Raw genomic sequence first — 25,171 nt, forward strand, 5'->3', positions numbered from 1 at the left:
AAGGACGCCCGCGAACCGTCATACGATTCGCGGGCGCCTGTGTTTCATTTTGGTGCGGCTTAACCGCGGGCGTCCAAAACCTCTTCCAGTGTGCGCATTCCGGTCTGCGGGGCCTGAACCAGAACCGACATGTTGCCCGGCTTATGCTCATTCCGCAGCATCTTCATGTGAGCGTCCGGAAGTTCATTCCACGAGAAAACCTCGGACATGCACGGATCCAGGCGACGTTCGACCATGAGCTGGTTCGCTGCCGACGCTTGTTTCAGATGCGCAAAGTGTGAGCCCTGCAGACGCTTCTGGTGCATCCACATGTAGCGGACGTCGAAGGTTAGGTTGTAGCCGGTGGTACCGGCGCAAATCACGACCATGCCGCCTTTTTTCACCACGAAGGTCGACACTGGGAAGGTGCTTTCGCCCGGATGTTCGAACACCATGTCGACATTGTTGCCCTTGCCGGTGATGTCCCAGATGGCTTTGCCGAACTTGCGGGCCTCTTTGAACCACTCGGCATATTCCGGGGTGTTCACTGTGGGCAGCTGACCCCAGCAGTTAAAGTCCTTACGGTTCAGAACGCCTTTGGCGCCCAGGCTCATGACGAAGTCACGCTTGCTTTCGTCCGAGATCACACCAATCGCGTTTGCACCCGCAGTGTTGATCAACTGGATCGCGTAGGACCCCAGACCACCCGACGCGCCCCAAACCAGAACGTTCTGGCCAGGCTTCAGGTCATGCGGCTCGTGGCCGAACAGCATGCGGTAGGCGGTTGCCAGTGTCAGCGTGTAGCAGGCGCTTTCTTCCCAAGTCAGGTGCTTGGGGCGCGGCATCAGCTGCTGAGCCTGAACATTGGTGAACTGAGCGAACGAACCATCGGGTGTCTCATAGCCCCAGATCCGCTGGCTGGCCGAATACATCGGGTCGCCGCCGTTGCAGTGCTCGTCATCGCCATCATCCTGGTTGCAGTGAATCACAACCTCATCGCCCACTTTCCAGCGCTTGACCTTGTCACCCACGGCCCAAACGATGCCCGACGCATCAGAACCTGCGATGTGGAACGGCTGACCGTGGCCGTCGAACGGGCTGATCGGCTTACCCAGCGACGCCCAGACGCCGTTGTAGTTCACGCCTGCTGCCATCACCAGAACCAGCACTTCGTGGCTGTCCAGCTTGGGCACGTCCACCACTTCCAACTGCATGGCGGTATCCGGCTCACCATGGCGCTCTTTGCGGATCGCCCACGCATACATTTGTTTCGGGACATATCCCATCGGAGGGATTTCACCCATCTCATACAGGTCTTTTTCCGGTGCCTCGTACGACGCGATGCCGCTGTCGGTGTCCAGAGCCATGATAGCCTCCTATGTTCAAAACTCTCGCCGCGATGCAGAATCGTCGGCTTTACCCGATGAGTATTGACCGCTGAGCAACATTGCAACCCATTTTGAGTTATTTTTGTAACTTTATGACCCTGCGGCTGCAGAATTTTCTTTCGCAAGCGCAGCATCAAGCTGTTTTCCACCCAAAGGCGCCGAGGCTGCATAGTAGTCCAGAAGATCAACCCGTTGACCTGACGACGATAATTTCCCGTCCTCACGTTTGAGAATGCGACGATCTACCAATTGCTGAATACCGCTCTCGATCGTCTGACGATCCATCGGCACTGAATATCCGTTGTGTTGCTGAAGGTGATCAATCAACGCCACCGTGTCGGTTTCCGAGATTTCACCCTTTTCGCGCACGATCCAACAGGCTGCGGCGCCGGGAACCAATGGAATCGCCTCCGCAATGCCTTCCATAAGATCACGCGCCAAATCCGTCATCAGATCTTCCTCGTGATCCGCGCGAAACGCCTGCAGCGAGATCGGCTGCCCATACCGCACCGAGGCGACCCCGAACCGTTCGTAACGCCCGATCAGTCGTCGGCCGACCTGTTTCAAAATCCACCAGGCAATCACTCCGATCTTGGCACGAAACCGGCGCTCATTTCCCAGAGCGGCCTTGGTCAGAATCGTATCTTCAAGAACCCGGTCGTAATTCAAGGCGACCGGTACAAACACCACGTCCCGTCCGGCAGGGACGGTCGCATCGATAATGTATTTTAACAGACCCAGCTTGGGTCTTCCCAATGCCCCGGTTAGGCTCAACCCGCCTTCGGGGAACATGGCCTGCGTCACACCGGCCTCTGTTGCGTGACGCACATAACAAGCCAGCACCTGCCGATACAGCTCACTGCCCGATTTTCTGCGAATAAAGTAGGCTCCCATTGCTCGAATCAGGCGGCTAAGCGGCCAGACCCGCGCCCACTCTCCCACTGCGTAGGACAGGGCCGATTGCCGCGCGGCCAGATAAGTGACCAGCACATAGTCCATATTGCTGCGGTGATTCATGACGAAGACGACCGTGGCGTCAGGGTCGATATCCTTCAGTGCTTTTTCGTCCATATAGCTCAGCCGCACATTATAGAATGCGTTGCTCAGCATACGCGCCACGCGGATAGCTACGCTGAAATAGGCAACGGCTGAAAAGGACGGAACGATCTCGCGTGCAAAGCGGCGGGCCTGCTCAAAGGCGACGGCCTCGGGCACGCCAGTTTCTCGGGCATGGGCCTGAACGGCCTGCCCAACCTGGGGATCATAGATAAGGCGCTGAATCATGTCGTGTCGGCGCGCCAATTTGAACGGCTGGATTGGCCGCTGAAGCCGCGTGTTCAATCGCTTGACCGCACGCTCCAGACGACGGCGAAAAAACCAGCGCACCGATGGGAACAGAAAATGCGATGCCAGCGTGACCGCGGCAAACACCAGGATCAGCAAAAACAGCCAAAGCGGAAGTTCCACGGTCTGAGTCATGAGCGCACACTGCCACCAAACGTCACGTCCTACAATCTGAACACATATATGCCGCGACGCAGCGAATTGACATATCCCGAAAATTGCGCTTTAGAACGCTTGAGCGTAATTTTCTTACCCACCCGATACACGAGGCCCCGCTATGACGCAGACGCAGAAAGATCGCCCTTGGCTCATCCGCACCTATGCCGGTCACTCCACCGCCAAGGCATCAAACGCGCTGTACCGCGGAAACCTGGCCAAAGGGCAAACAGGGCTTTCGGTGGCTTTCGACCTGCCGACTCAGACCGGGTATGACAGTGATCACACGCTGGCACGCGGCGAGGTCGGCAAAGTTGGCGTACCGATTAGCCATCTGGGCGACATGCGGGTTCTGTTCGATCAAATCCCGCTGGAACAGATGAACACGTCAATGACGATCAACGCGACGGCCCCATGGCTGCTGGCGCTTTATATCGCGGTTGCCGAGGAACAGGGCGCAGATGTATCCAAGCTGCAGGGCACCGTGCAAAACGATCTGATCAAAGAATACCTGAGCCGCGGCACCTATGTCTGCCCTCCGAAGCCATCGCTGAAGATGATCGCCGACGTCGCCGAGTACTGCTATTCGAACGTACCGAAATGGAACCCGATGAACGTGTGTTCCTATCACCTGCAAGAGGCAGGCGCGACACCGGAGCAAGAGCTGGCCTATGCGCTGGCTACGGCAATCGCGGTACTGGATGAACTGCGCCCTCGCGTTCCAGCCGAAGATTTCCCGGCGCTGTGTGGCCGTATTTCCTTCTTTGTGAACGCAGGTATCCGCTTTGTCACAGAGATGTGCAAAATGCGAGCCTTCGTTGATCTTTGGGATGAGATTTTGAAAGACCGCTACGGCGTCGAGAATCCGAAATTCCGCCGCTTCCGTTACGGTGTTCAGGTGAACTCGCTGGGCCTGACCGAACAGCAGCCTGAAAACAATGTGTATCGCATCTTGATTGAAATGCTGGCTGTGACGCTTTCCAAAAAAGCGCGCGCCCGCGCCGTGCAGCTGCCGGCATGGAATGAGGCCCTTGGCCTGCCCCGTCCGTGGGATCAGCAATGGTCGATGCGGATGCAGCAGATTCTGGCCTATGAGACTGACCTGCTGGAGTATGGTGACCTGTTCGACGGCAACCCCGCTGTCGACGCCAAAGTCGAGGAACTGAAAGAAGGCGCGCGGGCCGAGCTGGCCAATCTGGACTCGATGGGCGGCGCTGTGGCGTCAATCGAATACATGAAATCGCGCCTCGTCGATTCAAATGCCGAACGCCTTAACCGGATCGAACGGAATGAAACCGTTGTGGTTGGCGTGAACAAATGGATTGAAGGTGAGCCGTCACCCCTGCAAACCGAAGATGGCGGCATCATGGTCGTCGACCCGGCGGTTGAGCAGGAACAAATCGACCGTCTGAACGCATGGCGTGCAGAGCGAGATGACGCAGCAGTGTCTGCCGCTCTGGCCGCGTTGCGTGAAGCCGCCCAATCCGGAACCAATGTGATGGAACCCTCGATTGCTGCCGCCAAGGCGGGCGTCACCACGGGTGAATGGGCGGAAGAGATGCGCAAGGTCTATGGCACCTATCGCGGGCCAACCGGCGTTTCAGGTTCTGTGTCGAACAAGACCGAAGGACTGGACGATTTGCGCGCTGCGGTCGACGCCGTCAGCGACAAGCTGGGCCGTCGCCTCAAATTCCTGGTCGGCAAGCCAGGACTGGACGGCCATTCCAACGGCGCCGAACAAATAGCATTCCGTGCCCGCGATTGCGGCATGGATATCAGCTATGAAGGTATCCGCCTGACCCCCGAAGAGATTGTCACCGCTGCAATTGACGACGACGCCCATGTGATCGGTTTGTCCATTCTCTCTGGCAGTCATATCCCCTTGGTGCAGGACGTGATGAACCGCCTGCGCGAGGCCGGATTGGACAATATCCCGGTTGTTGTCGGAGGAATTATTCCTGATGACGATGCCGCAAAACTCAAAGCCATGGGCGTTTCCAAAATCTATACGCCCAAGAATTTTGAGCTGAATGCAATTATGGGCGATATCGTCACCTTGGTTGATCCGCAAAATCTGGCAGCAGAATAACGCCCTGTTCATTTCAATTCTCGTATTATCTGTTGCTTTGGCCAACGAGATAGTTAAATTCCGTTTCCTGTAATACGGCGGGCTGTTAAGCCCGCCCGCAACAGAATGCGGAATGGAGAACTGAAATGGCGATCAACCTTGAAAAGATGTCGCGCAAAGACCTGATCGAATTGCGCGATCAGGTGGATATCGCGCTAAAAAATGCAGAAAAGCGCGAACGCAAAGAGGCATTGCAAGCCGCTGAAAAAGCTGCGGCTGAATTTGGGTTCTCACTTTCTGAATTGTCCGGTGACGTATCAAAATCTGCTAAGGCTTTAAAAAACAAAGCAAAATACAAAAACCCCGGCAACCCGGACCAGACCTGGTCGGGGCGTGGGCGCAAACCACAGTGGGTTCATGACGCATTGAAGGCCGGGTCAGATATCTCGGACCTGGAAATCTGACCGGAATTAGCCCTAAAATGACAATTCATATCGGTGCGCAAAAAGGCGAAATTGCTGAAACCGTATTAATGTCCGGCGACCCGTACCGTGCAAAATGGGCGGCGGAAACGTTTTTGCAGGATGCAAAGCTGGTTAATGACGTCCGCGGCATGTTGGGATTTACGGGAACCTGGAAGGGGAACCCCGTCACGATACAAGGCAGTGGAATGGGCATGCCTTCGTTGTCGATCTATGCCAACGAATTGATCCGTGATTACGGCGCCAAGACATTGATCCGTATCGGCTCGTGCGGCGGGATGCAGGACAACATCAAAATCCGTGACGTAATTCTGGCGATGACAGCAACCACTCTCAGCACGCCGTCGCGCGGCATTCTGAAAGAGTTGAACTATGCGCCTTGCGCCGATTGGAGCCTGCTTCAAGCCGCAGTGCAGGCGGCGACCGCTAAAGGTACGCCTATTCATGTAGGCGGGATTTATTCGTCGGACGTGTTTTATGATGAACGTCCTGATTTGAATGAACAGATGGTGCGGCACGGCATTCTGGGGGTCGAGATGGAAGCGGCCGAACTTTATATCCTGGCCGCACGTCACAACTGCCGGGCCTTGGCTGTTCTGACTGTCTCCGATCACCTACTGACCGGTGAGGCACTGCCTTCATCCGAGCGCGAAGGCAGCTTTGGCGACATGGTCGAGATCGCCCTGCAGGCGGCATTTCCAAACGTTGAGTAAGCAAAGACAGGGCGTCAACAACGCCCTGTTCTTCTATTTTCCCTTTAAGCAATTGGTCGGAGAAGCCGTCCCATCTTGCTGTGCTCCGCAATAGGCGCACACCCAAAAACCTTCCTTGCGATGTTGCCGCCATCGGCAATCACGCGTCAAAGAAGACGTTCGCGCCCGCCAAAAGAAATAGGCGAACACACCAGCGGCCAGTAGAAGCAAGAAAATAGGCATGCTAAGGCATCGCCTAATCAACGGGCAATTTCAAGCGTCATGCCGCGTTGGCATATTCGAACAGCTTAGGCTCATGGGTTTTAGAGACCGGGGCAGGTACAGGCGTGTAGTAGGCCCATGCCTGCTCCAACGCTTCCAGCGCCTCGGCTGCTTTGGTTTCAGAGTTTTGTTCTTGCATCGGAGCGATCCCGTTTCGGTTCCATCACTCCTCCCTGTGGGCAGACTCATGCGGATCAGGACCAGCTGCATTGCATAGTTTTGCAATCTTGCCATGCACTTGCCGCAGGACGGCAAGTGCAGCGATCTAAGGCTTATTTAGACTGAACGGTCGACCATCATCTTTTTAATTTCGGCAATCGCCTTGGCCGGGTTCAGACCTTTCGGGCAGGTCTTGGCACAGTTCATGATCGTATGGCAGCGGTACAGCTTGAAGGGATCTTCCAGCTCGTCCAGACGCTCACCCGTGGCTTCATCGCGGCTGTCGATGATCCAGCGATAGGCATGCAGCAGCGCGGCGGGCCCAAGATAGCGGTCACCGTTCCACCAATAGCTCGGGCACGAGGTCGAGCAGCTGGCGCACATCACGCATTCATACAGGCCATCCAGTTTCTTGCGGTCTTCGATCGACTGCTTCCATTCTTTAGCCGGGCGGTTGGTCTTGGTTTCCAGCCACGGCATGATCGAAGCGTGCTGCGCATAGAAATGGGTCAGATCTGGGATCAGGTCCTTGACCACCGGCATATGCGGCAGCGGATAGATTTTCACGTGGCCCTTGATCTCATCCATTCCATAGATACAGGCCAGCGTGTTGATCCCGTCGATATTCATCGCGCACGAGCCACAGATACCTTCCCGGCAGGACCGGCGGAAGGTCAGGGTCGGGTCGATCTCGTTCTTGATCTTAATCAGCGCGTCCAGAACCATCGGGCCGCAGCTGTCCATGTCGACGAAATAGGTGTCGAGCTGCGGATTTTTCCCATCATCCGGATTCCAGCGATAGATCTGGAATTTGCGCACATTGGTAGCGCCCTCTGGCTTAGGCCAGGTTTTGCCCGTCGTGATGCGCGAATTCTTGGGGAGGGTTAGTTGTACCATATCAGGTGTCCTTCTCTTGCCAGCTCCTCAACAGCTGAGTGCCCAGTCTTTTCAAGATAAAGAGCAATACATTTTGGAAGTGCCATACTCATATCAGAACCTCACCGGCGCGAGGTGCCCTGCCTGCGAACATTGCAATTTCATCATTGACATGTTTTGGGTTTTTTTCGGTGAAATTATTAAAGATCGTTTCTTCGTAGCGTATCGGGCGCAGCCAGCCCTTTTCTCTTGGCAGCGTAACGCCAATCAGTCCCCTCTCAAAGGCCCAGCGCGCCAATCTGACGTCAACGAACTTTTGGCTTCCAGCCATATATTCGTACGGTGGAAAATCTTCAGCTTTCAAAATTGCCACACCGGTTGCAATCTGGTCGACGACGATTGGGGCCTTCTGCCCATCAAAAAAAACGCATACATCTCGAAAATCTGCCAAACGAGATTTGTAGGTCATGAGTTCAAGCGGGTATGCAACTGGTCGTAAAAGAACTGCACCGAACGATTTCCGCTTACTTCTATCAATACATTTTGAAAATACCGGGCGCCTGTATATTGAACCGTGGTACGATCCGATCATCGCCCGATCACCCAACGCCTCAAAACTTGATACGGTTTTTTCAACATAATCAGATGGATATACAATATCGTCATCGAGCATTATTACGTATTTTGCACCCGATATGTCCGGATAAAATTTACCTACGTCTTTCGTATCTTCATTCGGAATAATTGGTACTACGTTTTCTATTTCAACTACTTCAGGCGGCACCTCTTCGTATTCATTGAGGACCACGTTCAAACGATCCACTTGAGGCGCGACAGATTCTAGAACCTCCCGAAGACACTTGCGTCTCTTAGGATATGTTGCCAAATTTGCGATAATCATTGCCGTTTGAACCTCAAGTCAAACCCTTCAACTCTTTCGCTGATCCGCAATCTTGTACGTTCTTTTAGGGGTATTCTATTAACCATTCTCATAACTCGGATGGCGGTATCCGAAAGAGCCGGGTTCCGCGGGCTGGTTACTGTCAATTCACCTAACTCTGCCTCAGAAACACCTACACTTTTCAATAAGGCAGTGCCCAAAATTGCACCGGACCTCAATTCTTCGTCCATAGACGTAAACGTAATCGGAGCAGAAACTGAGTTCGCCAAACGAACCGACCAGTCCTCCCAACGCGGCCACCCGCTTGCGAATGGCGCTGCTTTTACCCAATTTTCGTAGGAAGAGGACACGCCTGCACGTTTAACACATTGCCGATATGTACTTTTGCGCCAAGCGTCTGCATCCCTGGTATAAAAGTGAAAACCGATCTTCACTCCAGAAGCACAGCTTTCAATCAAAGGCAAAATTCTTTCACCCCACGAAATTATGTCGCCAGTTTCGCCGAAAGGCACCCGGCCCAAGATATTTTCGTCGGATATCAAATAGGTTGATTTCCCGCTATCACGCGCGGCAGAATAGTGGTGCTTCAACGCATCGATTAATTTTCTCTCCGAAGCAATACTAGGGGCTTTGCAGAATTCTCTACCGGCAACCCGTAAGTCTTTCGTCGCGTCGCCATATGCGCGTACATCAATGTCGGCCAAATGAATTTTATTTGCATTCAAGAGCGCCTGTATAGATGTTGTCCCTGTTTTCTGGAAACCTAGGTGAAATATGACCTTAGGGGCACGAGCTGACGCTCCATCCTTGCGAGCAAAAACACCAAAGTTTCTCTGTTCCCCAAGTGTCATTCGATTCTTTCATAAAGCGTAAAAAACGCAAATGAATTATTTTGTTGATCTCCTCCAACATCAAGTTTGTATGGGTTCTCCCACGACTGTTTACGTTTCCATTTTGGAGCGTTCTGGGCCACCCAATTTGAATATTTTCTATGCCTTACATGTACAGCTTGAACAACTTCGTCGTGGTCAGATGCGTATATTAGAACAAATCTTTGGGCAGATCCAAAAAGCCGTTTCATGTACTTTTCGAACACTTCATCCTCGACCAGATGGTAAATAACATCCAACGACAAACCCAAATCTTTGGAGACGCGCGACTGGTCATATTGGTCTATCGTTACAAAAGCCCAAGTCTCGCGGTCGGAAAATCGCTCTGCACATTTCTCTACAACCTGTGGAACGACATCCACACCCAGATAGTTCTTGAACTCGAACAGACTCGCCTGATTACCATCGCCCGAGCCAAATTCAACTACCGACCGTATTGAATGATCTGAAACGAATTTGTTAATGAACTCAGCTTTATAGTCGGCCAATCTGCCATAAGAACCCGCTCCCGAATTGCGGCCCTTTTTATATCGTTCCACCCAATACTCGGACGAAACAAATTCACCCTTCTGAAGAGAAGTCGTATTTTGTTTTTTCTTTTTGAAGGGCCTAAATGGCATCAAAACGTCCTCGCCTTAGGCGCGATTTTCTTGAGGCTGATGCCACCCTCATCTTCGGTGGTCAGCGGGTCGACAATAACCGGTCGATAGCTGAGTTCAACTTTGTTGCCCTCAACCCGAGACACGGTGTGAACGCGCCAGTTCTCATCATCGCGTTCGGTGAAATCCTCATGCGCGTGCGCGCCACGGGATTCCTTGCGTGCCTCGGCGCCGACGATGGTGGCCAGAGCGCTTGGCATCAGGTTGGTCAGCTCCAGCGTCTCCATCAGGTCGCTGTTCCAGATCAAGGAGCGATCGGTGACCTTCAGGTCGTCCATTTTGGCGGCAATTGCCGTCATCTTCTCGACACCCTCGGCCATGGTCTTAGCGGTCCGGAATACGGCTGCGTCTTCCTGCATGGTGCGCTGCATTTCAAGCCGCAGATCGGCGGTCGGGATCGCGCCGCTGGCGTTGCGGACCGCGTCTAAGCGGTCAAACGCCTTGTCCACCGACGCCTGGTTCAGAACCGGATTCGCGGCTTTGGCGTCCACAACCTCACCTGCACGAATCGCAGCCGCGCGGCCAAACACCACGAGGTCGATCAGCGAGTTCGAGCCCAGACGGTTCGCACCGTGGACCGAGGCACAACCGGCCTCACCCACAGCCATCAGGCCCGGGACAACAGCGGTCGGGTTGTCGGCAGTGGGGTTCAGGACCTCACCCCAATAGTTGGTCGGGATACCGCCCATGTTATAATGCACGGTCGGCAGAACCGGGATCGGTTCCTTGGTGACATCGACGCCGGCAAAAACGCGCGCCGATTCCGAGATGCCCGGCAGACGCTCTGCCAGTGCTTCGGCGGGCAAGTGGCTTAAGTTCAGGTGGATATGGTCGCCATTCTCACCCAGACCACGGCCTTCGCGGATTTCCATGGTCATCGAGCGCGAAACATAGTCGCGCGGTGCCAAATCCTTGTACTGGGGCGCATAGCGCTCCATGAACCGTTCGCCTTCAGAGTTGGTCAGGTAACCACCCTCACCACGCGCGCCTTCGGTGATCAGGCAGCCCGAGCCATAGATGCCAGTTGGGTGGAACTGCACGAACTCCATATCCTGCAGCGCCAGACCCGCGCGGGCCACCATGCCGCCACCGTCACCAGTGCAGGTGTGGGCCGAAGTTGCGCTGAAATAGGCGCGGCCATAGCCGCCGGTCGCCAGAACAACCATCTTGGCGTTAAAGACGTGCATCGTGCCATCGTCCAGCTTCCAGCAAACGACACCCTGGCACTGCCCGTCTTCGGACATGATCAGGTCGATAGCGAAGTACTCGATGTAGAACTCGGCATTATTCTTCAGCGACTGGCCGTACAGTGTGTGTAGGATCGCGTGGCCGGTCCGGTCGGCGGCGGCACAGGTGCGCTGCACCGCGGGGCCTTCCCCAAACTCGGTGGTGTGGCCACCAAAGGGACGCTGATAGATTTTGCCTTCTTCGGTCCGGCTGAAGGGCACACCATAGTGCTCCAGCTCATAAACGGCCTTGGGTGCCTCACGCGCGAGGTACTCCATCGCGTCGGTGTCACCCAGCCAGTCCGAGCCTTTGACGGTGTCATACATGTGCCACTGCCAATGGTCAGGACCCATGTTTGAAAGCGATGCGGCGATCCCACCTTGCGCGGCAACCGTGTGCGACCGGGTCGGGAAAACCTTGGTAACGCAAGCCGTGCGCAAGCCTTGTTCGGCCATACCCAGCGTCGCCCGCAGACCCGCACCACCTGCGCCTACAACAACAACGTCGTATTCGTGGGTTTCATATTCATATGCTGCTGTCATTGTTCTTATTCCTTACCGCGCATCATCACAGGGCGAGTTTGACCAGGGCAAACAGCCCGGCCGCCATCAGCGTGTAGCCCAGAGCCCACATTGCAGCGAGGGAGACTTTCTCAAGCACCCCATGCACATAGTCCTCAATCGCTTCCTGAGCTTCGTACATCAGCTGCAACAGACCCACGATCAACGTCAGGGCGGTTACAATCGCCGGGAAGGGGCGGCTGAAATAGGCCAGAACCTCTTCGTAGGTTCCACCAATGCCTGCACCTAAGGTGAAGATGAAAATCGGAACCAGCACGGTCAGGATCATCGCCCGAACCATCGTCTGCCAATGGGTGTGTGTGCCGGATTTGCCTGCGCCCAGACCCTGCGCGCGCTTACGGTCAGTCAGATATCGCATGTGCCGTCTCCTTAAACCGCAATCACAGTGATGATGGTCAGGATGGTCGCGCCAACGAACATGCCCAGCCCCAGCTTCTCGGCAACTTCGATATCCAGGCAATAGCCAAAATCCCAGAGAACATGACGCAGACGGCCCAGCGTGTGATACCAAAGCCCCCAGGTCGCAGCGGTCAGGACAATGTCGCCGAACCAGCTGCGCAGGAATCCGTCGATCCCGGCAAACGCAGCTTCCGAGGTTGAAGCGGCCAGCAGCCACCAGACAACCAGAATTGCAACGGCGAATACCCCAATCCCGGTCAGACGGACCATGATCGACGACACAGACGTCATCTGAGGGCGGTAAATCATAATATGTGGCGAGAGCGGGCGGTTGCCCCGATTGACATCGGCCATGTCGGCTCCTCTTACGTTGGCTATTCGTCGTTTTACCTTTTTTTGCCTCGCTGTCACGTGCTGCATGCGCAAAAATGGGTAAAATAAGGTCAAAGTTGCAGATTTTGACAAATCGTGATCACACCAAATAGACCTGTGATCACAAAATTAATTCAATTATCTCAATGTTAGCGTTTACGGGTGTCGCTTATTGTGATCACGAATCTTCGCCATCACTCCAGAGCCGCCGATTGTTTCACAACTTCGCGCAACAGCTTTTTTCGGATCCGTTCGGGATAGTCGGCGAACCCGGATGCAGACACCACAAACGCCCCCTCCCCGACAATGACGTTTTCAAAGAAATAGGCCGTCAGGTCAGGCTCGCTTTCTTCGATCGCTATGGCATTCACGGTCACACCTCGACTGCGCAATGCTTCGTGAAGTTCCGACGGCTCGACCCCTTCGTTCGAAACACCGTCACCCGAGATGTCGATCAGGTGGCGTTTACATTCGGAAACCGGCTCAAAGCTGGACATGGTCATCTCAAGCGCCTCGCCGATCGCAGTGGAAAAATTACGCCAGACCCTTGGATCGCTGGCGACCTGATCCGCAAACTGTTCAAGCGTTTCAAAACTGTCGATCTTGGTCCAGGGGATGGTGATCTTCTGCCGCGAGGATCCGGTCCACTGTACCAGCATCACCCGCGCCTGCCCGCGCACCAGCGCCTCGGACACAAGGGGATCGCGCAGACCAGCGGCTAGGCCATCCATCTGAATCCGGTATTCCGATGAATCGACCGACCCGGATACATCCACTGCCAAAGCCAGCGCCAGATCACACGCCAACGCAGGCGGTGTCAGAAACAAGCAAGTAGCGAGTGAGCGAAGAAGGATCATGACCGCAGCCTAGCATGAACAGCGCAGACTGCGATCACATGAATGTGCTTCTATCAGGTCGGCATCAACGCCCAATAGTCGAGGTCGAGCAGAACATTCGGATGATACCGACCCTCTTCGTTTTTCAGCTCAAATGGCTCTCCACCCTTTGTAGCCACTAGTCGCAGACGGATGGCACCTACTCCGGGTACGCCAGTTTCGGCCTTATCCAGTACCTCGGACCAGGCCTTGATCGTGTCGCCTGCGAAGCAGGGGTTGGCATGGGCGCCACCATTCAGACCAACAATCATTTGCGCGTTGGCCAGCCCATTGAAAGACAATGTCCGCGCCATCGAGATCACGTGGCCACCATAGATCAACCGTCCATCGGGGCGGAAAGTCAGGTCGAAATGCACCTTTGCCGTGTTCTGCCACAGACGCGTGGCCAACATATGCTCGGCTTCTTCCACGGTAACGCCGTCCACGTGGTCGATGGTTTCGCCAATTTCGTAGTCGCCCCAGCGATGTGGCTCGCCTGCCAGCGCGAAATCGTAGTTTGAAAAGTCCAACCCTTCGGGGACAACCAGATCACCTGGCTCCAAAACCTTTTTCAGCTCTGGCACCACCGTTTCTGGTGCAGGTGCATTCGGGTTCGCCTTGCGCACCATCACCCAGCGGACATATTCGATGACCACTTCGTCCAACTGGTTCAGGCCGCGCGTCCGCACCCAGACCACACCAGTCTTGCCGTTCGAGTTCTGCTTGACACCGATCACCTCAGAGACCGAGCGCAGCGTGTCACCGGCGTAGACCGGCAGCAACCAACGCCCCTCAGCGTAGCCAAGGTTGGCCACCGCATTCAGCGAGACATCCGGCACTGTTTTACCGAACACCACGTGAAACGCCGCCAGATCATCAATGGGGCTTTCCTGCAACCCGCAGGCGCGTGCGAACTCATCAGACGAGTAAAGCGCATGGCGCGCCGGATAGAGCGCATGGTAAAGGCCCCGCTCACCTTCAGTAACCGTGCGTGGCACGGCATGGTGCAGGACCTGCCCGACTGCGTAGTCTTCGAAGAATCGGCCCGGATTTGTTTTTGCCATTATTGCTGTCCCAGTTTCATTTCGGGGGAATAGTCGGCCTCAACCTCTTTGGTCACGGCCTGCGCGCAGCGCATCATGCGGCTGTTTTCGTCATATGCATAGGAAGGTGAGCCATAAAGCTCCCACCCTTTGGCCAGCGCGTCAGACACTTTGTGGCAGAAGGCCGAGGTGTCTTCCTCGGTAAGCAGACGATATAGTTTTGCCATGATCTTTGCTCCTTATCCGCCAAACGGGGATGGACCGACCAGCCCGTGGATGTAACCAATCACACCCAGCAGAACGATCGACGCGACAAAGAACATCGCATCCTTGCCATAGGTGCCGGGCTCACCCGGCGTCCATTCAGGTTCGGACTTGTTGATTACGATCACTTCGACCACGGCCCAGGCCAGAAGCCCGCCAAACAGGATGATCGAGGCCAGATCACCATTGACCAGCAAATGCGCAAAGGCCCACAGCTTGAACCCACCCAGCATGGGATGGCGGAGCTTGTTCAAGAGGCGGCCTTTGGTGCCTGCGGGACTCATCATGTAAATCGCGATCAGCACCAGCAGGTTGTTTATATGCACCATAAACGTTGGTGGCGCCCAGACAAAGATCGTATCGGTCATGCGATAGCCGAAAATCATCAACAGAATCGCTGCCACCAGAGCCAGCGCAACAGCGCCTTTTCCGCCATTACCAAAAGCCGCGCGCTGTTCAGGCATCACGCGTTTGAACAGATGCGCGGCCCACCAAAGCGCCACACCAAGGATCAGAAGAACAAAGCCCATATTGGCTTACCCCGCTTGCAAAGCTGATATCGCCTCTGCTTTTGCCAGAGTTTCACGGGCTGTTACAACATGCAGGTTTTCAACGATCTTACCGTCTACTACGGCAACACCCTGACCCTGCGCCTCGGTCTCTTCAAACGCCGCGATCTGCCGACGGGCAAGATCAATTTCAGCCTCGGAAGGTGCAAAAGCCGCATTGGCGACTTCCACCTGAGCCGGGTGAATCAGGGTTTTGCCGTCGAAACCCATATCGCGGCCCTGCTCACATTCAGCAGCAAGACCGTCAGTGTCCTTGAATGCGTTATAGACGCCATCCACGATGATCAGCCCTTCGGTCTTGGCGGCCAGCAGGCAAAGACCCAGCGAGGTCATCAGCGGCAGGCGGTCAGGGCGGAACCGGGTCTGGAGGTCTTTTGCCAGATCGTTGGTGCCCATAACGAAGCCTGCCATCAGAGGATGGGCCGCAATCTCGGCAGCGTTCAGCATTCCGCGCGGTGTCTCCATCATCGCCCAAATCGGCATATCGCCGGTAATCGCCGCCAATGCGTCCACGTCAGCGGCTGAGTTCACTTTGGGCAGCAGCACCACATCGGCGTCCATGTCTCGTACGGCTTCGGCATCGGCCCGACCCCATTCGGTATCCAGGCCGTTGATCCGCACGATTTTGACCCGATCACCGTACCCTCCGGCTGCCAGTGCAGCGCGAAGCGTTTCGCGTGCATTGGCTTTTTCATCCGCTGCAACTGCATCCTCGAGGTCAAAGATGATCGCATCAACTGGCAAAGTCCGAGCCTTATCCAGCGCCCGATCACGGGAACCGGGGATATAGAGAACTGAGCGATAGGGGCGCTGACGAGGGTCCATTGGCCTCTCCCTTTGAAAGAATGTTGCGCGGAATGGGGCATTTTTTGCCGGAAAGTTCAAGGGCAAAATCGCCGCGCTGCAGCATTTGCGGCGCAACGGGCGGTAGTTTAACCAGATTTCTCCCAGTCCGCCTCACCCTGAAGCCAGATGGAATCCAGAGGGTACGCAGATGAAAAAGACGCTGTTCACGATGACGATGGGCCTTGGAATCATGGTTCTTGCTGCGCAACAGGTGCGGGCCAGTACCTGTGCACCGCGCGAAGATGTGATGAAACGACTGGCCGAAACCTATGGTGAAACGCGCCGCAGCATCGGCATTGCGCGTCAGGGTGCGGTGATGGAAATTTATGCCTCTGACCAAACCGGCAGTTGGACGATCACGGTGACGCTGCCGGACGGGATCACTTGTCTTGTTGCCTCGGGTCAAGCTTATGAGGCGATGGCCGAGGCGCTGCCTCCAAACATCTAAGTCAGAGCGTCCCAGATCAGTTTACTGCCTGTCAGTGTCAACAACACATAGGCGATGGAAAAAAACATGCGCTCGGACAGCAAGAAATGTGCCCGGACGCCCAGCCAGGCCCCGAGAATTGCAAAGGGTGTCAGCAGCAGATCGGCCCAAGCGGTGTGCCAGGTGAACAGGCCCAAATAGGCATAAGGCACAAATTTTGCGATATTAATAACCCAGAAAACCAACACGGTCGAAGCCTGAAACTCGGTCTTTGTCAGGCGCTGTGACAGCAGATAGACGGCGGCAGGCGGCCCACCGGCGTGGCTGACAAAGCTGGTGAAACCCGCGACCAACCCGGCAAACAGCCCCGCAATTGGCGGCAGGCGGTTGGCAAAGCCACGGATCAGGCCTTTGCTTTGGCCAATATGCCAGATCACGAAGCCAACCGAGATCCCCCCGATGAGAAGGCGCAGCAGGTCGTCATCCGTGGCGCGATACAGCAAGGCACCCAGCGCTACACCCGGCACAGCGCCCAAAATCAGCAGGCGTGAGTCCGGCCAGTTCCAACGTTTCCAATAGGGCCCAAGAGTGGCCACATCTATCACCATCAGGATTGGCAACATCAGCGCCAGCGCCTGACCGGGTTCGAGTATCAGGGCCAGAATCGACGAAGATGCAAAAGCCACGCCCGATCCGAACCCACCCTTCGAGATTCCCGCAAAGATCACCGCAGGGATCGCCACAGCAAAAAACATCAGGTTCAATTCGAACATGCGGCATCCCGGTTATAGGCTTGTCTTAAAGGCCGTTTAGCGCAATCACAGACCGCAGTGCAAACTGTATGCGGTTGCATGCCGCGCCCCATGATACTTGCAAGAACAAATTTAAACGACTAGCACAGCCGCAATTTCAAAACCGACCGGAGATCATCCAAATGGCCAGACCCAAGATCGCGCTTATCGGCGCGGGGAACATCGGCGGCACACTTGCCCATCTCGCAGCTGTTAAGGAACTGGGCGACGTTGTCATGTTCGACATCGCCGACGGCTTGCCGCAAGGCAAGGCGCTCGACATCGCTGAATCCGGACCGTCCGAAGGTTTCGACGCGGCCATGTCTGGCACCAGCGACTATGCCGACATCGCTGGCGCAGACGTCTGCATCGTCACTGCCGGGGTTGCACGCAAACCGGGCATGAGCCGTGATGACCTGCTGGGCATCAACCTGAAAGTCATGAAATCGGTTGGCGAAGGCATTGCCGCCCACGCGCCCGACGCATTCGTGATCTGCATCACCAACCCGCTGGACGCGATGGTCTGGGCTCTGCGCGAATTCTCAGGCCTGCCGCACCACAAAGTCTGCGGCATGGCAGGCGTTCTGGACTCGGCCCGTTTTGCACACTTCCTGTCGGAAGAGTTCAACGTTTCAATGCGCGATGTCACCGCCTTCGTTCTGGGCGGCCACGGCGACACCATGGTTCCTTCGGTTCGGTACTCGACCGTCGCCGGCATCCCGCTGCCCGATCTGGTTGAGATGGGCTGGACCTCGCAAGAGAAATTGGACGCCATTGTGCAGCGCACCCGTGACGGCGGCGCTGAGATCGTTGGCCTGCTGAAAACCGGCTCTGCGTTCTATGCTCCGGCAACTTCGGCAATCGAAATGGCCGAAGCCTACCTGAAAGACCAGAAACGCGTTCTGCCGTGCGCCGCCTATTGCAACGGTGAGCTGGGTGTCGACGGCCTGTATGTCGGTGTCCCCACAGTGATTGGCGCCGGTGGCATTGAACGCATCGTCGACATCAAGCTGAACGAAGACGAACAGGCAGGATTCGACAACTCGGTCAACGCCGTTAAGGGTCTGATCGACGCTTGCAAAGGTATCGACAGCTCGCTCGCCTGAGCCTTTCAGTAAAACTTCGGAAAACCGGCCCCAATATCGGGCCGGTTTTTCTATTTAGCACCTATGGTCGATCTGATTTACACAACTGTAGATGTTGGCGCAAACGGCCCAAATCCCTTTATTGAATGTGTTTTTGAGCGTTTCGCCCAGTCAATCGAATCAAAAATCACCAAGACCCGAAAATGTGATCACACCCCAGAAAGCTGTGATCACAAATAGGGAAAATCTTCGTGAAAAAACGCCATGCTGTCAAAAAACCCTTTAAATTTCTGCTCTACAGCACTCTATAACGGGTTAATCGTAGTCAGACGGGACAGTGTTGATGAACATTCACGAATATCAAGCCAAAGCTCTTCTTCGCAGCTATGGCGCTCCGGTCTCCGAAGGTCGCGCGGTTCTGCGCGCCGAGGAAGCCAAAACCGCAGCAGGCGAACTGGATGGCCCCCTATGGGTTGTTAAGGCGCAGATTCACGCAGGTGGCCGAGGCAAAGGGTCTTTCAAAGAGGCCGATGCCGGCGAAAAGGGCGGTGTCCGTCTGACCAAATCGGTCGAAGAGGCCGCCGAGGAAGCCAAGAAGATGCTGGGCCGCACGCTGGTCACACATCAGACCGGCCCCGCAGGCAAGCAGGTCAACCGCATCTATATCGAGGCCGGTTCAGGCATCGAACGCGAACTGTATCTGGCCTTGCTGGTGGACCGCCAGACCAGCCGCATTTCCTTCGTCTGCTCGACCGAAGGCGGCATGGATATCGAAGAGGTGGCCGCCGCCACGCCCGAGAAAATCCTGTCCTTCTCAGTTGACCCCGCAACTGGTTATCAGCCTTATCACGGCCGCCGCATCGCCTTCTCGCTGGGCCTTGAGGGCGCACAGGTCAAGCAATGCGTCAAACTGATGAACCAGCTCTATAATGCCTTCGTCGAGAAGGACATGGAGATGCTGGAGATCAACCCGCTGATCGTAGCAGACGACGGCAACCTCAAGGTATTGGACGCCAAGGTCGGCTTTGACGGCAACGCGGTCTACCGCCACCCCGATATCGCCGAACTGCGCGACACGACCGAGGAAGATCCCAAGGAACTCGAAGCCTCGAAATACGACCTGAACTACATCGCGCTGGATGGTGAGATCGGCTGTATGGTGAACGGTGCCGGTCTGGCGATGGCAACCATGGACATCATCAAACTCTACGGTGCTGAACCTGCCAACTTCCTCGACGTGGGCGGCGGTGCCACCAAAGAGAAAGTGACCGAGGCGTTCAAGATCATCACCTCGGACCCGCAGGTCAAAGGCATTCTGGTCAACATCTTCGGCGGCATCATGCGCTGTGACGTCATCGCCGAGGGCGTTGTGGCCGCAGTGAAAGAGGTCGGCCTGCAGGTTCCGCTGGTCGTGCGTCTGGAAGGCACGAATGTCGAGAAGGGCAAAGAGATCATCAACACCTCTGGCCTGGACGTGATCGCAGCGGACAACCTAAAAGACGGTGCCGAGAAGATCGTGAAGGCGGTTAAGGGTTAAGCTCTTTGCTAAAACTGGCGGCCATAACTATTGCAGCGTTTTCGCAAATTGGTTTCGCACATGCTGAATCCGAAGCGTGTGCGTCCAATGACGAAACTTGCTTGGCATGCGCCTCAGCGATCCAAAATGGCATCTTGCAGAAAGTCGTGGTGAGTTCTGTCGATATGGGACATTGGACAGCAAACGCTGCATTGGTTCCTGGGTCAACTGATGGCTTGCGGCGTTACGTCTTTCCTGATGTTGCCATTTTGGGAGAGAGTGGATCCAAGTATCTGGCTCATGCGGAGTGCTTTCTCAATAAGCCTGCTTCAGAACCAGTGTGGATCACGGTACAGTTTCGCGAGACACCGGCTTCAGAAGATTATGGCCTTCCCAACAGTCGTCAAAAAACACCGAAGCAAGCGCTTAGTTTGTTAAGCGACGAAGAATACGAGGCCACCGGCCTTCCATTTTCTCGCTATTTCGCGCTGAACTCAGATCAGATTTCAGAAATCCTGAACAAAGAATAGGAGACTCCAAAAAATGGCAGTCCTCATCGACGAAAATACCAAAGTGATCTGTCAGGGCTTTACCGGCTCGCAGGGCACATTCCACTCTGAACAGGCCATTGCCTATGGCACCAAGATGGTCGGCGGCGTGACCCCCGGCAAAGGCGGGATGACCCATCTCGACCTGCCCGTGTTCAACTCGGTCCACGAAGCCAAGCACGTGACCGAAGCCAACGCATCGGTGATCTATGTGCCGCCGCCCTTTGCTGCGGACTCGATCCTCGAAGCGATTGATGCCGAGATGGAAGTGATCGTCTGCATCACCGAAGGCATTCCGGTTCTGGACATGATGAGAGTACAGCGCGCGCTGGAAGGCAGCAAATCGCGCCTGATCGGCCCGAACTGCCCCGGTGTCATCACGCCTGATGCCTGCAAGATCGGCATTATGCCCGGCCACATTCACAAACGCGGGAGCGTGGGTGTCGTTTCCCGCTCGGGTACGCTTACTTATGAAGCTGTGAAACAGACAACTGACGTAGGACTGGGCCAGTCCACCTGTGTGGGCATCGGCGGCGACCCGATCAAAGGGACCGAGCATATCGACGTGCTAGAATGGTTCCTGGCGGATGACGAGACCGAGTCGATCATCATGATCGGCGAGATCGGTGGCTCGGCCGAAGAAGAAGCCGCACAGTTCCTGGCGGATGAGGCCAAGAAGGGCCGCAAAAAGCCGACCGCCGGTTTCATCGCAGGCCGCACAGCCCCTCCGGGCCGCCGCATGGGCCACGCGGGCGCGATTGTCGCCGGCGGCAAGGGCGGTGCCGAGGACAAGATCGAAGCCATGCGCTCGGCCGGTATCGTCGTGGCGGAAAGCCCGGCGCAGCTGGGTGAGGCCGTGCTGGAGGCGATTGGGTGAGGTCAGCGCCCCTCATACTATCTCTTGCAGCAGCATTGTTGCTGCAAGGTTGTGTTTCTGAACACAGCTCATCGGTCGAACGGTCTACTGAATTCAACAACGAGCAGCTGACGGGCATTGAGCCTGTTTCAGGCATTGATAACGAAGCCCTCGCTGCCGTTGTTGGAATTGGTTCGCAGATCGGTGTGTTTTATTATCCAGATCGGATTGATCGCAAACAATTGAGTGCAGCCCCTGCGAAGCTATGTGCAGAAAGAGGTGCCAAGGTCTTAGAGGTAGAAGACGTGGAATTGCACCATCCAGAAGAGTTACCGGGAACACGCCATCTAGTTGTGCGATGCACCGGTTAGTTTTGAGGACCTCGGAATAGTTTAGATGACCTTCTCCGACTCCATACGCACTTGTTTTACCAAGTTCTTCACCTTCTCGGGCCGTGCTTCGCGGCCCGAATACTGGTTCTTTCTCCTGTTCATCGTGATCTGGAGCTTCATCGCTGGGATCATCGACTGGCAGTTCTTCACTCAGGTTTCGGTCAGCGAAAGCGATGAAGTGAAATCCGTCACCGCGACGTCCTCGCAGCCGGTGCAAAGCATTGTGGGTCTGATCGTCTTCATCCCGCATCTGGCTGTCGCCTGGCGGCGGATGCACGATACCGGGCGCAGCGGGCTGTATGCTCTGCTGCCGATCCTTTTGATCCTCGGTGCCGGCGCCGTCCTGGTCTTTGGCATCGGCCTTGCCTCCAGTTTCCAGCATGGTGGCAATCTGGACATCCTGTTCACCCGCGCCACGCTGCTGATCGTCATTCCGACACTGCTTGTTCTGTTTGTGTCGCCCCTCCTGGTTCTGTGGTGGCTGACCCGCCCCAGCCAGCCAGGCACCAACCAATACGGTCCCAACCCATATGAGGTAGCCCAATGACCGAACATACGCCCAATTCCGCGTTTCACGCCTCAAGCTTCATGCAGGGGCACAATGCCGAGTATCTGGAGCAGCTTTATGCCCAGTACACCAAGAACCCCGGTGCGGTGGATGCCGCCTGGGCCGAGTTTTTCAAGGCCATGGGAGACGCTTCACCGGACGTTCAGAAAGAGGCCGAGGGGCCATCCTGGGCGCGGACCGACTGGCCGCCGATGCCAGCGGATGATCTGACAGGTGCGCTGACCGGCGAATGGGCTGAGATTGATGCCAAGGCCGCAGGCAAGAAGATCAAAGAAAAGGCGGCGGACAAAGGCGTTCAGGTCAGCGAAGATCAGATCAAGCGCGCTGTACTGGACAGTCTGCGGGCGCTGATGCTGATCCGGGCCTATCGTATCCGTGGCCACCTAGCCGCCGATCTGGATCCATTGGGTATGCGTGCGGCCAGCACGCATCCCGAGCTGGACCCGAAGACTTATGGCTTCACCGATGCCGACATGGATCGCCCGATCTTTATCGACAATGTTCTGGGCCTGCAGATGGCCAGCATGCGTCAGATCGTGGAGATCGTAAAGCGAACCTACTGCGGTACGTTTGCGCTTCAGTATATGCATATCTCGAACCCGGAAGAGGCCGCTTGGCTGAAGGAGCGGATCGAGGGCTATGGCAAGGAAATCGCCTTTACCAAAGAGGGCCGAAAGGCGATCCTGAACAAAATGGTCGAGGCCGAGGGATTCGAGAAATTCCTGCATGTCAAATACATGGGCACCAAACGCTTCGGTCTGGACGGTGGTGAGGCGCTCATCCCGGCGATGGAGCAGATCATCAAGCGCGGCGGTGCACTGGGCCTGAGTGACATCGTCATCGGCATGCCGCACCGGGGCCGCCTGAACATTCTGGCCAATGTGATGGGCAAGCCCTACCGCGCGATCTTCAACGAATTCCAGGGCGGCAGCTTCAAGCCAGAGGATGTGGATGGCTCGGGCGATGTGAAATATCACCTCGGTGCGTCCAGTGACCGTGAGTTCAATGGCAACAGCGTGCACTTGTCGCTGACTGCAAACCCTTCTCACCTTGAGGCGGTCAACCCGGTCGTGCTGGGCAAGGTCCGCGCAAAGCAGGATCAGCTGCATGATGAAGATCGCACCAAGGTCATGGGCGTTCTGCTACACGGTGATGCGGCATTTGCCGGTCAGGGTGTGGTGGCCGAAGGCTTTGGTCTGTCGGGCCTGAAAGGGCACAAGACCGGCGGCACCATGCATATCGTCGTGAACAACCAGATTGGCTTTACTACCGCGCCGCACTTCTCACGCTCCAGCCCGTATCCTACAGATATCGCTCTGATGGTCGAGGCACCGATCTTCCACGTGAACGGCGACGATCCCGAAGCCGTGGTGCACGCCGCCAAGGTGGCGACAGAGTTCCGTCAGAAGTTCCACAAGGATGTTGTCATCGACATCTTCTGCTACCGCCGGTTTGGTCACAACGAGGGCGACGAGCCCATGTTCACCAACCCGATCATGTACAAGAAGATCAAGACGCATAAGACCACTTTGTCGCTGTATACCGAGCGCCTGGTCAAAGATGGCCTGATCCCCGAGGGCGAAATCGAGGACATGAAGGCCGCCTTCCAGGCCCATCTGAACGATGAGTTCGAGGCTGGCAAAGACTTTAAACCCAACAAGGCCGACTGGCTGGATGGGCGCTGGTCGCATCTGGACAAGAACAAAGAAGAATACGTCCGTGGTGAAACTGCAATCACGCCGGAAACCCTGGCCGAGGTCGGCACAGCGCTGACCAAAGTCCCGGACGGGTTCGCACTGCACAAGACTGTGGGCCGCCTGCTTGACCACAAAAAGCGGATGTTTGAAACCGGCAAAGGTTTTGACTGGGCCACGGGTGAGGCTCTGGCTTTTGGCTCTCTGCTGACCGAAGGCTTCCCGGTGCGTTTGTCTGGTCAGGATGCAACACGCGGCACATTCAGCCAGCGCCACTCGGGCTTTATCCATCAGGAAAGCGAGCAGCGTTATTATCCGCTGAACAATATACGCAAGGGTCAGTCACATTATGACGTGATCGATTCTATGCTGTCCGAATATGCGGTTTTGGGTTTCGAATACGGCTACTCGCTGGCAGAACCGAACGCCCTGACCCTGTGGGAGGCGCAATTTGGCGACTTTGCCAACGGTGCGCAAATCATGTTCGACCAGTTCATCAGCTCGGGCGAAAGCAAGTGGCTGCGCATGTCCGGTTTGGTCACCCTGCTGCCGCACGGGTTCGAAGGGCAAGGCCCCGAGCACAGCTCGGCCCGTCTGGAACGATTCCTTCAGATGTGCGGCCAGGACAACTGGATCGTGGCGAACTGTACGACGCCTGCGAACTACTTCCACATCCTGCGCCGTCAGCTGCACCGCACCTTCCGCAAGCCGCTGATCCTGGTGACCCCGAAATCGTTGCTGCGCCACAAGCTGGCAATCAGCACGGCCGAAGATTTCACCACCGGGTCGAGCTTCCACCGGGTGCTTTGGGATGACGCGCAAAAGGGCAACTCGGACACCAAGCTGGTCAAGGACGACAAGATCAAGCGTGTGGTGATGTGTTCCGGCAAGGTCTATTATGACCTGCTGGAGGAGCGCGACGCACGCGGCATCGACGATGTCTATCTGATGCGGATCGAGCAATACTACCCGTTCCCGGCACATTCGCTGATCAATGAACTTGAGCGCTTTAAAGGGGCCGAGATGGTCTGGTGTCAGGAAGAGCCCAAGAACCAAGGTGCCTGGACATTTATCGAACCCAACATCGAATGGGTTCTGACCCGTATCAAGGCCAAACACACACGGCCACGCTATGTCGGCCGCGCAACCTCGGCTTCGCCCGCGACGGGACTGGCCAGCCAACACAAAGCCCAACAAGAAGCGCTCGTGAACGAAGCGCTGAGCATCGAAGGAAAGTAAACG

The 25,171-nt window shown here is 55.8% G+C and carries 26 protein-coding genes and 1 pseudogene; 11 read left to right on the plus strand and 16 right to left on the minus strand.

Going from position 1 to position 25,171, the window contains the following annotated elements:
- Nucleotides 1–59 precede the first annotated feature (59 nt).
- Nucleotides 60–1,346: a crotonyl-CoA carboxylase/reductase gene (ccrA, locus tag ACR0D7_RS09635; RefSeq protein ID WP_170385855.1), complete on the minus strand. Its 1,287-nt coding sequence runs from the start codon at nucleotides 1,344–1,346 to the stop codon at nucleotides 60–62.
- A gap of 111 nt (nucleotides 1,347–1,457) precedes the next feature.
- Nucleotides 1,458–2,846 (minus strand): 1-acyl-sn-glycerol-3-phosphate acyltransferase, encoded by a 1,389-nt coding sequence (locus tag ACR0D7_RS09640; RefSeq protein WP_480678825.1) that lies wholly within the window; start codon nucleotides 2,844–2,846, stop codon nucleotides 1,458–1,460.
- A 133-nt stretch (nucleotides 2,847–2,979) separates the two neighbouring features.
- On the opposite strand from ACR0D7_RS09640, the pseudogene ACR0D7_RS09645 reads away from it, so the two are divergent.
- The 3 genes and pseudogenes from ACR0D7_RS09645 to deoD all read left to right on the plus strand — a co-directional run.
- Nucleotides 2,980–4,956: pseudogene (locus ACR0D7_RS09645) on the plus strand (methylmalonyl-CoA mutase family protein); the annotation flags it as partial.
- 125 nt (nucleotides 4,957–5,081) lie between these two features.
- Nucleotides 5,082–5,399, plus strand: coding sequence for an H-NS histone family protein (locus ACR0D7_RS09650; protein ID WP_480678826.1), 318 nt, complete (start codon nucleotides 5,082–5,084; stop codon nucleotides 5,397–5,399).
- A gap of 17 nt (nucleotides 5,400–5,416) precedes the next feature.
- Nucleotides 5,417–6,130 carry a purine-nucleoside phosphorylase gene (deoD, locus tag ACR0D7_RS09655; protein WP_480678827.1) on the plus strand — a complete coding sequence of 238 codons (714 nt, stop codon included), beginning with the start codon at nucleotides 5,417–5,419 and terminating at the stop codon, nucleotides 6,128–6,130.
- Nucleotides 6,131–6,389: 259 nt separating this feature from the next.
- Here deoD and ACR0D7_RS09660 read toward each other — a convergent pair whose 3' ends face one another.
- The 13 genes from ACR0D7_RS09660 to ACR0D7_RS09720 form a co-directional block, all read right to left on the minus strand.
- Complete coding sequence (locus ACR0D7_RS09660; RefSeq protein ID WP_480678828.1) at nucleotides 6,390–6,530, minus strand: hypothetical protein; 141 nt, start codon at nucleotides 6,528–6,530, stop codon at nucleotides 6,390–6,392.
- Nucleotides 6,531–6,667: 137 nt separating this feature from the next.
- On the minus strand, nucleotides 6,668–7,447 hold the full coding sequence (locus ACR0D7_RS09665) for a succinate dehydrogenase iron-sulfur subunit (protein WP_480678829.1): 780 nt from the start codon (nucleotides 7,445–7,447) through the stop codon (nucleotides 6,668–6,670).
- An 88-nt stretch (nucleotides 7,448–7,535) separates the two neighbouring features.
- A complete protein-coding gene (locus ACR0D7_RS09670; protein WP_480678830.1) occupies nucleotides 7,536–8,249 on the minus strand; it encodes a glycosyltransferase family A protein in 714 nt (237 codons plus the stop codon).
- Between the two features lie 74 nt (nucleotides 8,250–8,323).
- A complete protein-coding gene (locus ACR0D7_RS09675; RefSeq protein WP_480678832.1) occupies nucleotides 8,324–9,178 on the minus strand; it encodes a hypothetical protein in 855 nt (284 codons plus the stop codon).
- A complete protein-coding gene (locus tag ACR0D7_RS09680; protein ID WP_480678833.1) occupies nucleotides 9,175–9,837 on the minus strand; it encodes a class I SAM-dependent methyltransferase in 663 nt (220 codons plus the stop codon). Before ACR0D7_RS09680 ends, ACR0D7_RS09675 begins: the two co-directional genes overlap by 4 nt.
- Entirely contained in the window at nucleotides 9,837–11,645 is a 1,809-nt protein-coding gene (gene sdhA / locus ACR0D7_RS09685; protein WP_480678834.1) for a succinate dehydrogenase flavoprotein subunit, read from the minus strand. Before sdhA ends, ACR0D7_RS09680 begins: the two co-directional genes overlap by 1 nt.
- 25 nt (nucleotides 11,646–11,670) lie before the next feature.
- Nucleotides 11,671–12,042 (minus strand): succinate dehydrogenase, hydrophobic membrane anchor protein, encoded by a 372-nt coding sequence (locus ACR0D7_RS09690; RefSeq protein WP_480678835.1) that lies wholly within the window; start codon nucleotides 12,040–12,042, stop codon nucleotides 11,671–11,673.
- Between the two features lie 11 nt (nucleotides 12,043–12,053).
- Nucleotides 12,054–12,437 (minus strand): succinate dehydrogenase, cytochrome b556 subunit, encoded by a 384-nt coding sequence (gene sdhC / locus ACR0D7_RS09695; RefSeq protein WP_480678836.1) that lies wholly within the window; start codon nucleotides 12,435–12,437, stop codon nucleotides 12,054–12,056.
- Nucleotides 12,438–12,649: 212 nt separating this feature from the next.
- Nucleotides 12,650–13,312 carry a DUF1194 domain-containing protein gene (locus ACR0D7_RS09700; RefSeq protein ID WP_480678838.1) on the minus strand — a complete coding sequence of 221 codons (663 nt, stop codon included), beginning with the start codon at nucleotides 13,310–13,312 and terminating at the stop codon, nucleotides 12,650–12,652.
- 53 nt (nucleotides 13,313–13,365) lie between these two features.
- Nucleotides 13,366–14,394 (minus strand): MaoC family dehydratase, encoded by a 1,029-nt coding sequence (locus ACR0D7_RS09705; protein ID WP_170385819.1) that lies wholly within the window; start codon nucleotides 14,392–14,394, stop codon nucleotides 13,366–13,368.
- Nucleotides 14,394–14,600: a DUF1737 domain-containing protein gene (locus ACR0D7_RS09710; protein ID WP_480678839.1), complete on the minus strand. Its 207-nt coding sequence runs from the start codon at nucleotides 14,598–14,600 to the stop codon at nucleotides 14,394–14,396. The genes ACR0D7_RS09705 and ACR0D7_RS09710 overlap by 1 nt, the downstream gene beginning before the upstream one ends.
- Nucleotides 14,601–14,612: 12 nt before the next feature.
- A complete protein-coding gene (locus ACR0D7_RS09715) occupies nucleotides 14,613–15,167 on the minus strand; it encodes an NnrU family protein (RefSeq protein ID WP_480678840.1) in 555 nt (184 codons plus the stop codon).
- A 6-nt stretch (nucleotides 15,168–15,173) separates the two neighbouring features.
- Nucleotides 15,174–16,031 carry an HpcH/HpaI aldolase/citrate lyase family protein gene (locus ACR0D7_RS09720; RefSeq protein ID WP_480678841.1) on the minus strand — a complete coding sequence of 286 codons (858 nt, stop codon included), beginning with the start codon at nucleotides 16,029–16,031 and terminating at the stop codon, nucleotides 15,174–15,176.
- A 169-nt stretch (nucleotides 16,032–16,200) separates the two neighbouring features.
- Here ACR0D7_RS09720 and ACR0D7_RS09725 point away from each other — a divergent pair, with 169 nt between their 5' ends.
- Nucleotides 16,201–16,500, plus strand: coding sequence for a hypothetical protein (locus tag ACR0D7_RS09725; RefSeq protein ID WP_480678842.1), 300 nt, complete (start codon nucleotides 16,201–16,203; stop codon nucleotides 16,498–16,500).
- Here ACR0D7_RS09725 and ACR0D7_RS09730 read toward each other — a convergent pair.
- Entirely contained in the window at nucleotides 16,497–17,252 is a 756-nt protein-coding gene (locus tag ACR0D7_RS09730) for a sulfite exporter TauE/SafE family protein (RefSeq protein WP_480678843.1), read from the minus strand. The genes ACR0D7_RS09725 and ACR0D7_RS09730 overlap by 4 nt on opposite strands.
- Nucleotides 17,253–17,413: 161 nt before the next feature.
- Here ACR0D7_RS09730 and mdh point away from each other — a divergent pair, with 161 nt between their 5' ends.
- From mdh to ACR0D7_RS09765, 7 genes are all read left to right on the plus strand, one after another.
- Complete coding sequence (gene mdh / locus ACR0D7_RS09735) at nucleotides 17,414–18,376, plus strand: malate dehydrogenase (RefSeq protein ID WP_170385801.1); 963 nt, start codon at nucleotides 17,414–17,416, stop codon at nucleotides 18,374–18,376.
- Between the two features lie 322 nt (nucleotides 18,377–18,698).
- Nucleotides 18,699–19,892, plus strand: a complete 1,194-nt coding sequence (gene sucC / locus ACR0D7_RS09740; protein ID WP_170573851.1) for an ADP-forming succinate--CoA ligase subunit beta — start codon at nucleotides 18,699–18,701, stop codon at nucleotides 19,890–19,892.
- A 5-nt stretch (nucleotides 19,893–19,897) separates the two neighbouring features.
- Nucleotides 19,898–20,401 (plus strand): hypothetical protein, encoded by a 504-nt coding sequence (locus ACR0D7_RS09745; RefSeq protein ID WP_480678844.1) that lies wholly within the window; start codon nucleotides 19,898–19,900, stop codon nucleotides 20,399–20,401.
- Nucleotides 20,402–20,414: 13 nt separating this feature from the next.
- Nucleotides 20,415–21,296 carry a succinate--CoA ligase subunit alpha gene (sucD, locus tag ACR0D7_RS09750; protein WP_480678845.1) on the plus strand — a complete coding sequence of 294 codons (882 nt, stop codon included), beginning with the start codon at nucleotides 20,415–20,417 and terminating at the stop codon, nucleotides 21,294–21,296.
- The gene (locus ACR0D7_RS09755; protein WP_480678846.1) at nucleotides 21,293–21,646 is read left to right on the plus strand and encodes a hypothetical protein; all 354 of its coding nucleotides are present in this window, start codon (nucleotides 21,293–21,295) and stop codon (nucleotides 21,644–21,646) included. Before sucD ends, ACR0D7_RS09755 begins: the two co-directional genes overlap by 4 nt.
- 25 nt (nucleotides 21,647–21,671) lie before the next feature.
- Nucleotides 21,672–22,214, plus strand: a complete 543-nt coding sequence (locus ACR0D7_RS09760; protein ID WP_480678847.1) for a DUF805 domain-containing protein — start codon at nucleotides 21,672–21,674, stop codon at nucleotides 22,212–22,214.
- Entirely contained in the window at nucleotides 22,211–25,168 is a 2,958-nt protein-coding gene (locus tag ACR0D7_RS09765; protein WP_480678848.1) for a 2-oxoglutarate dehydrogenase E1 component, read from the plus strand. The genes ACR0D7_RS09760 and ACR0D7_RS09765 overlap by 4 nt, the downstream gene beginning before the upstream one ends.
- Nucleotides 25,169–25,171: the final 3 nt, after the last annotated feature.

Source organism: Ruegeria sp. BB7 (assembly GCF_056539365.1).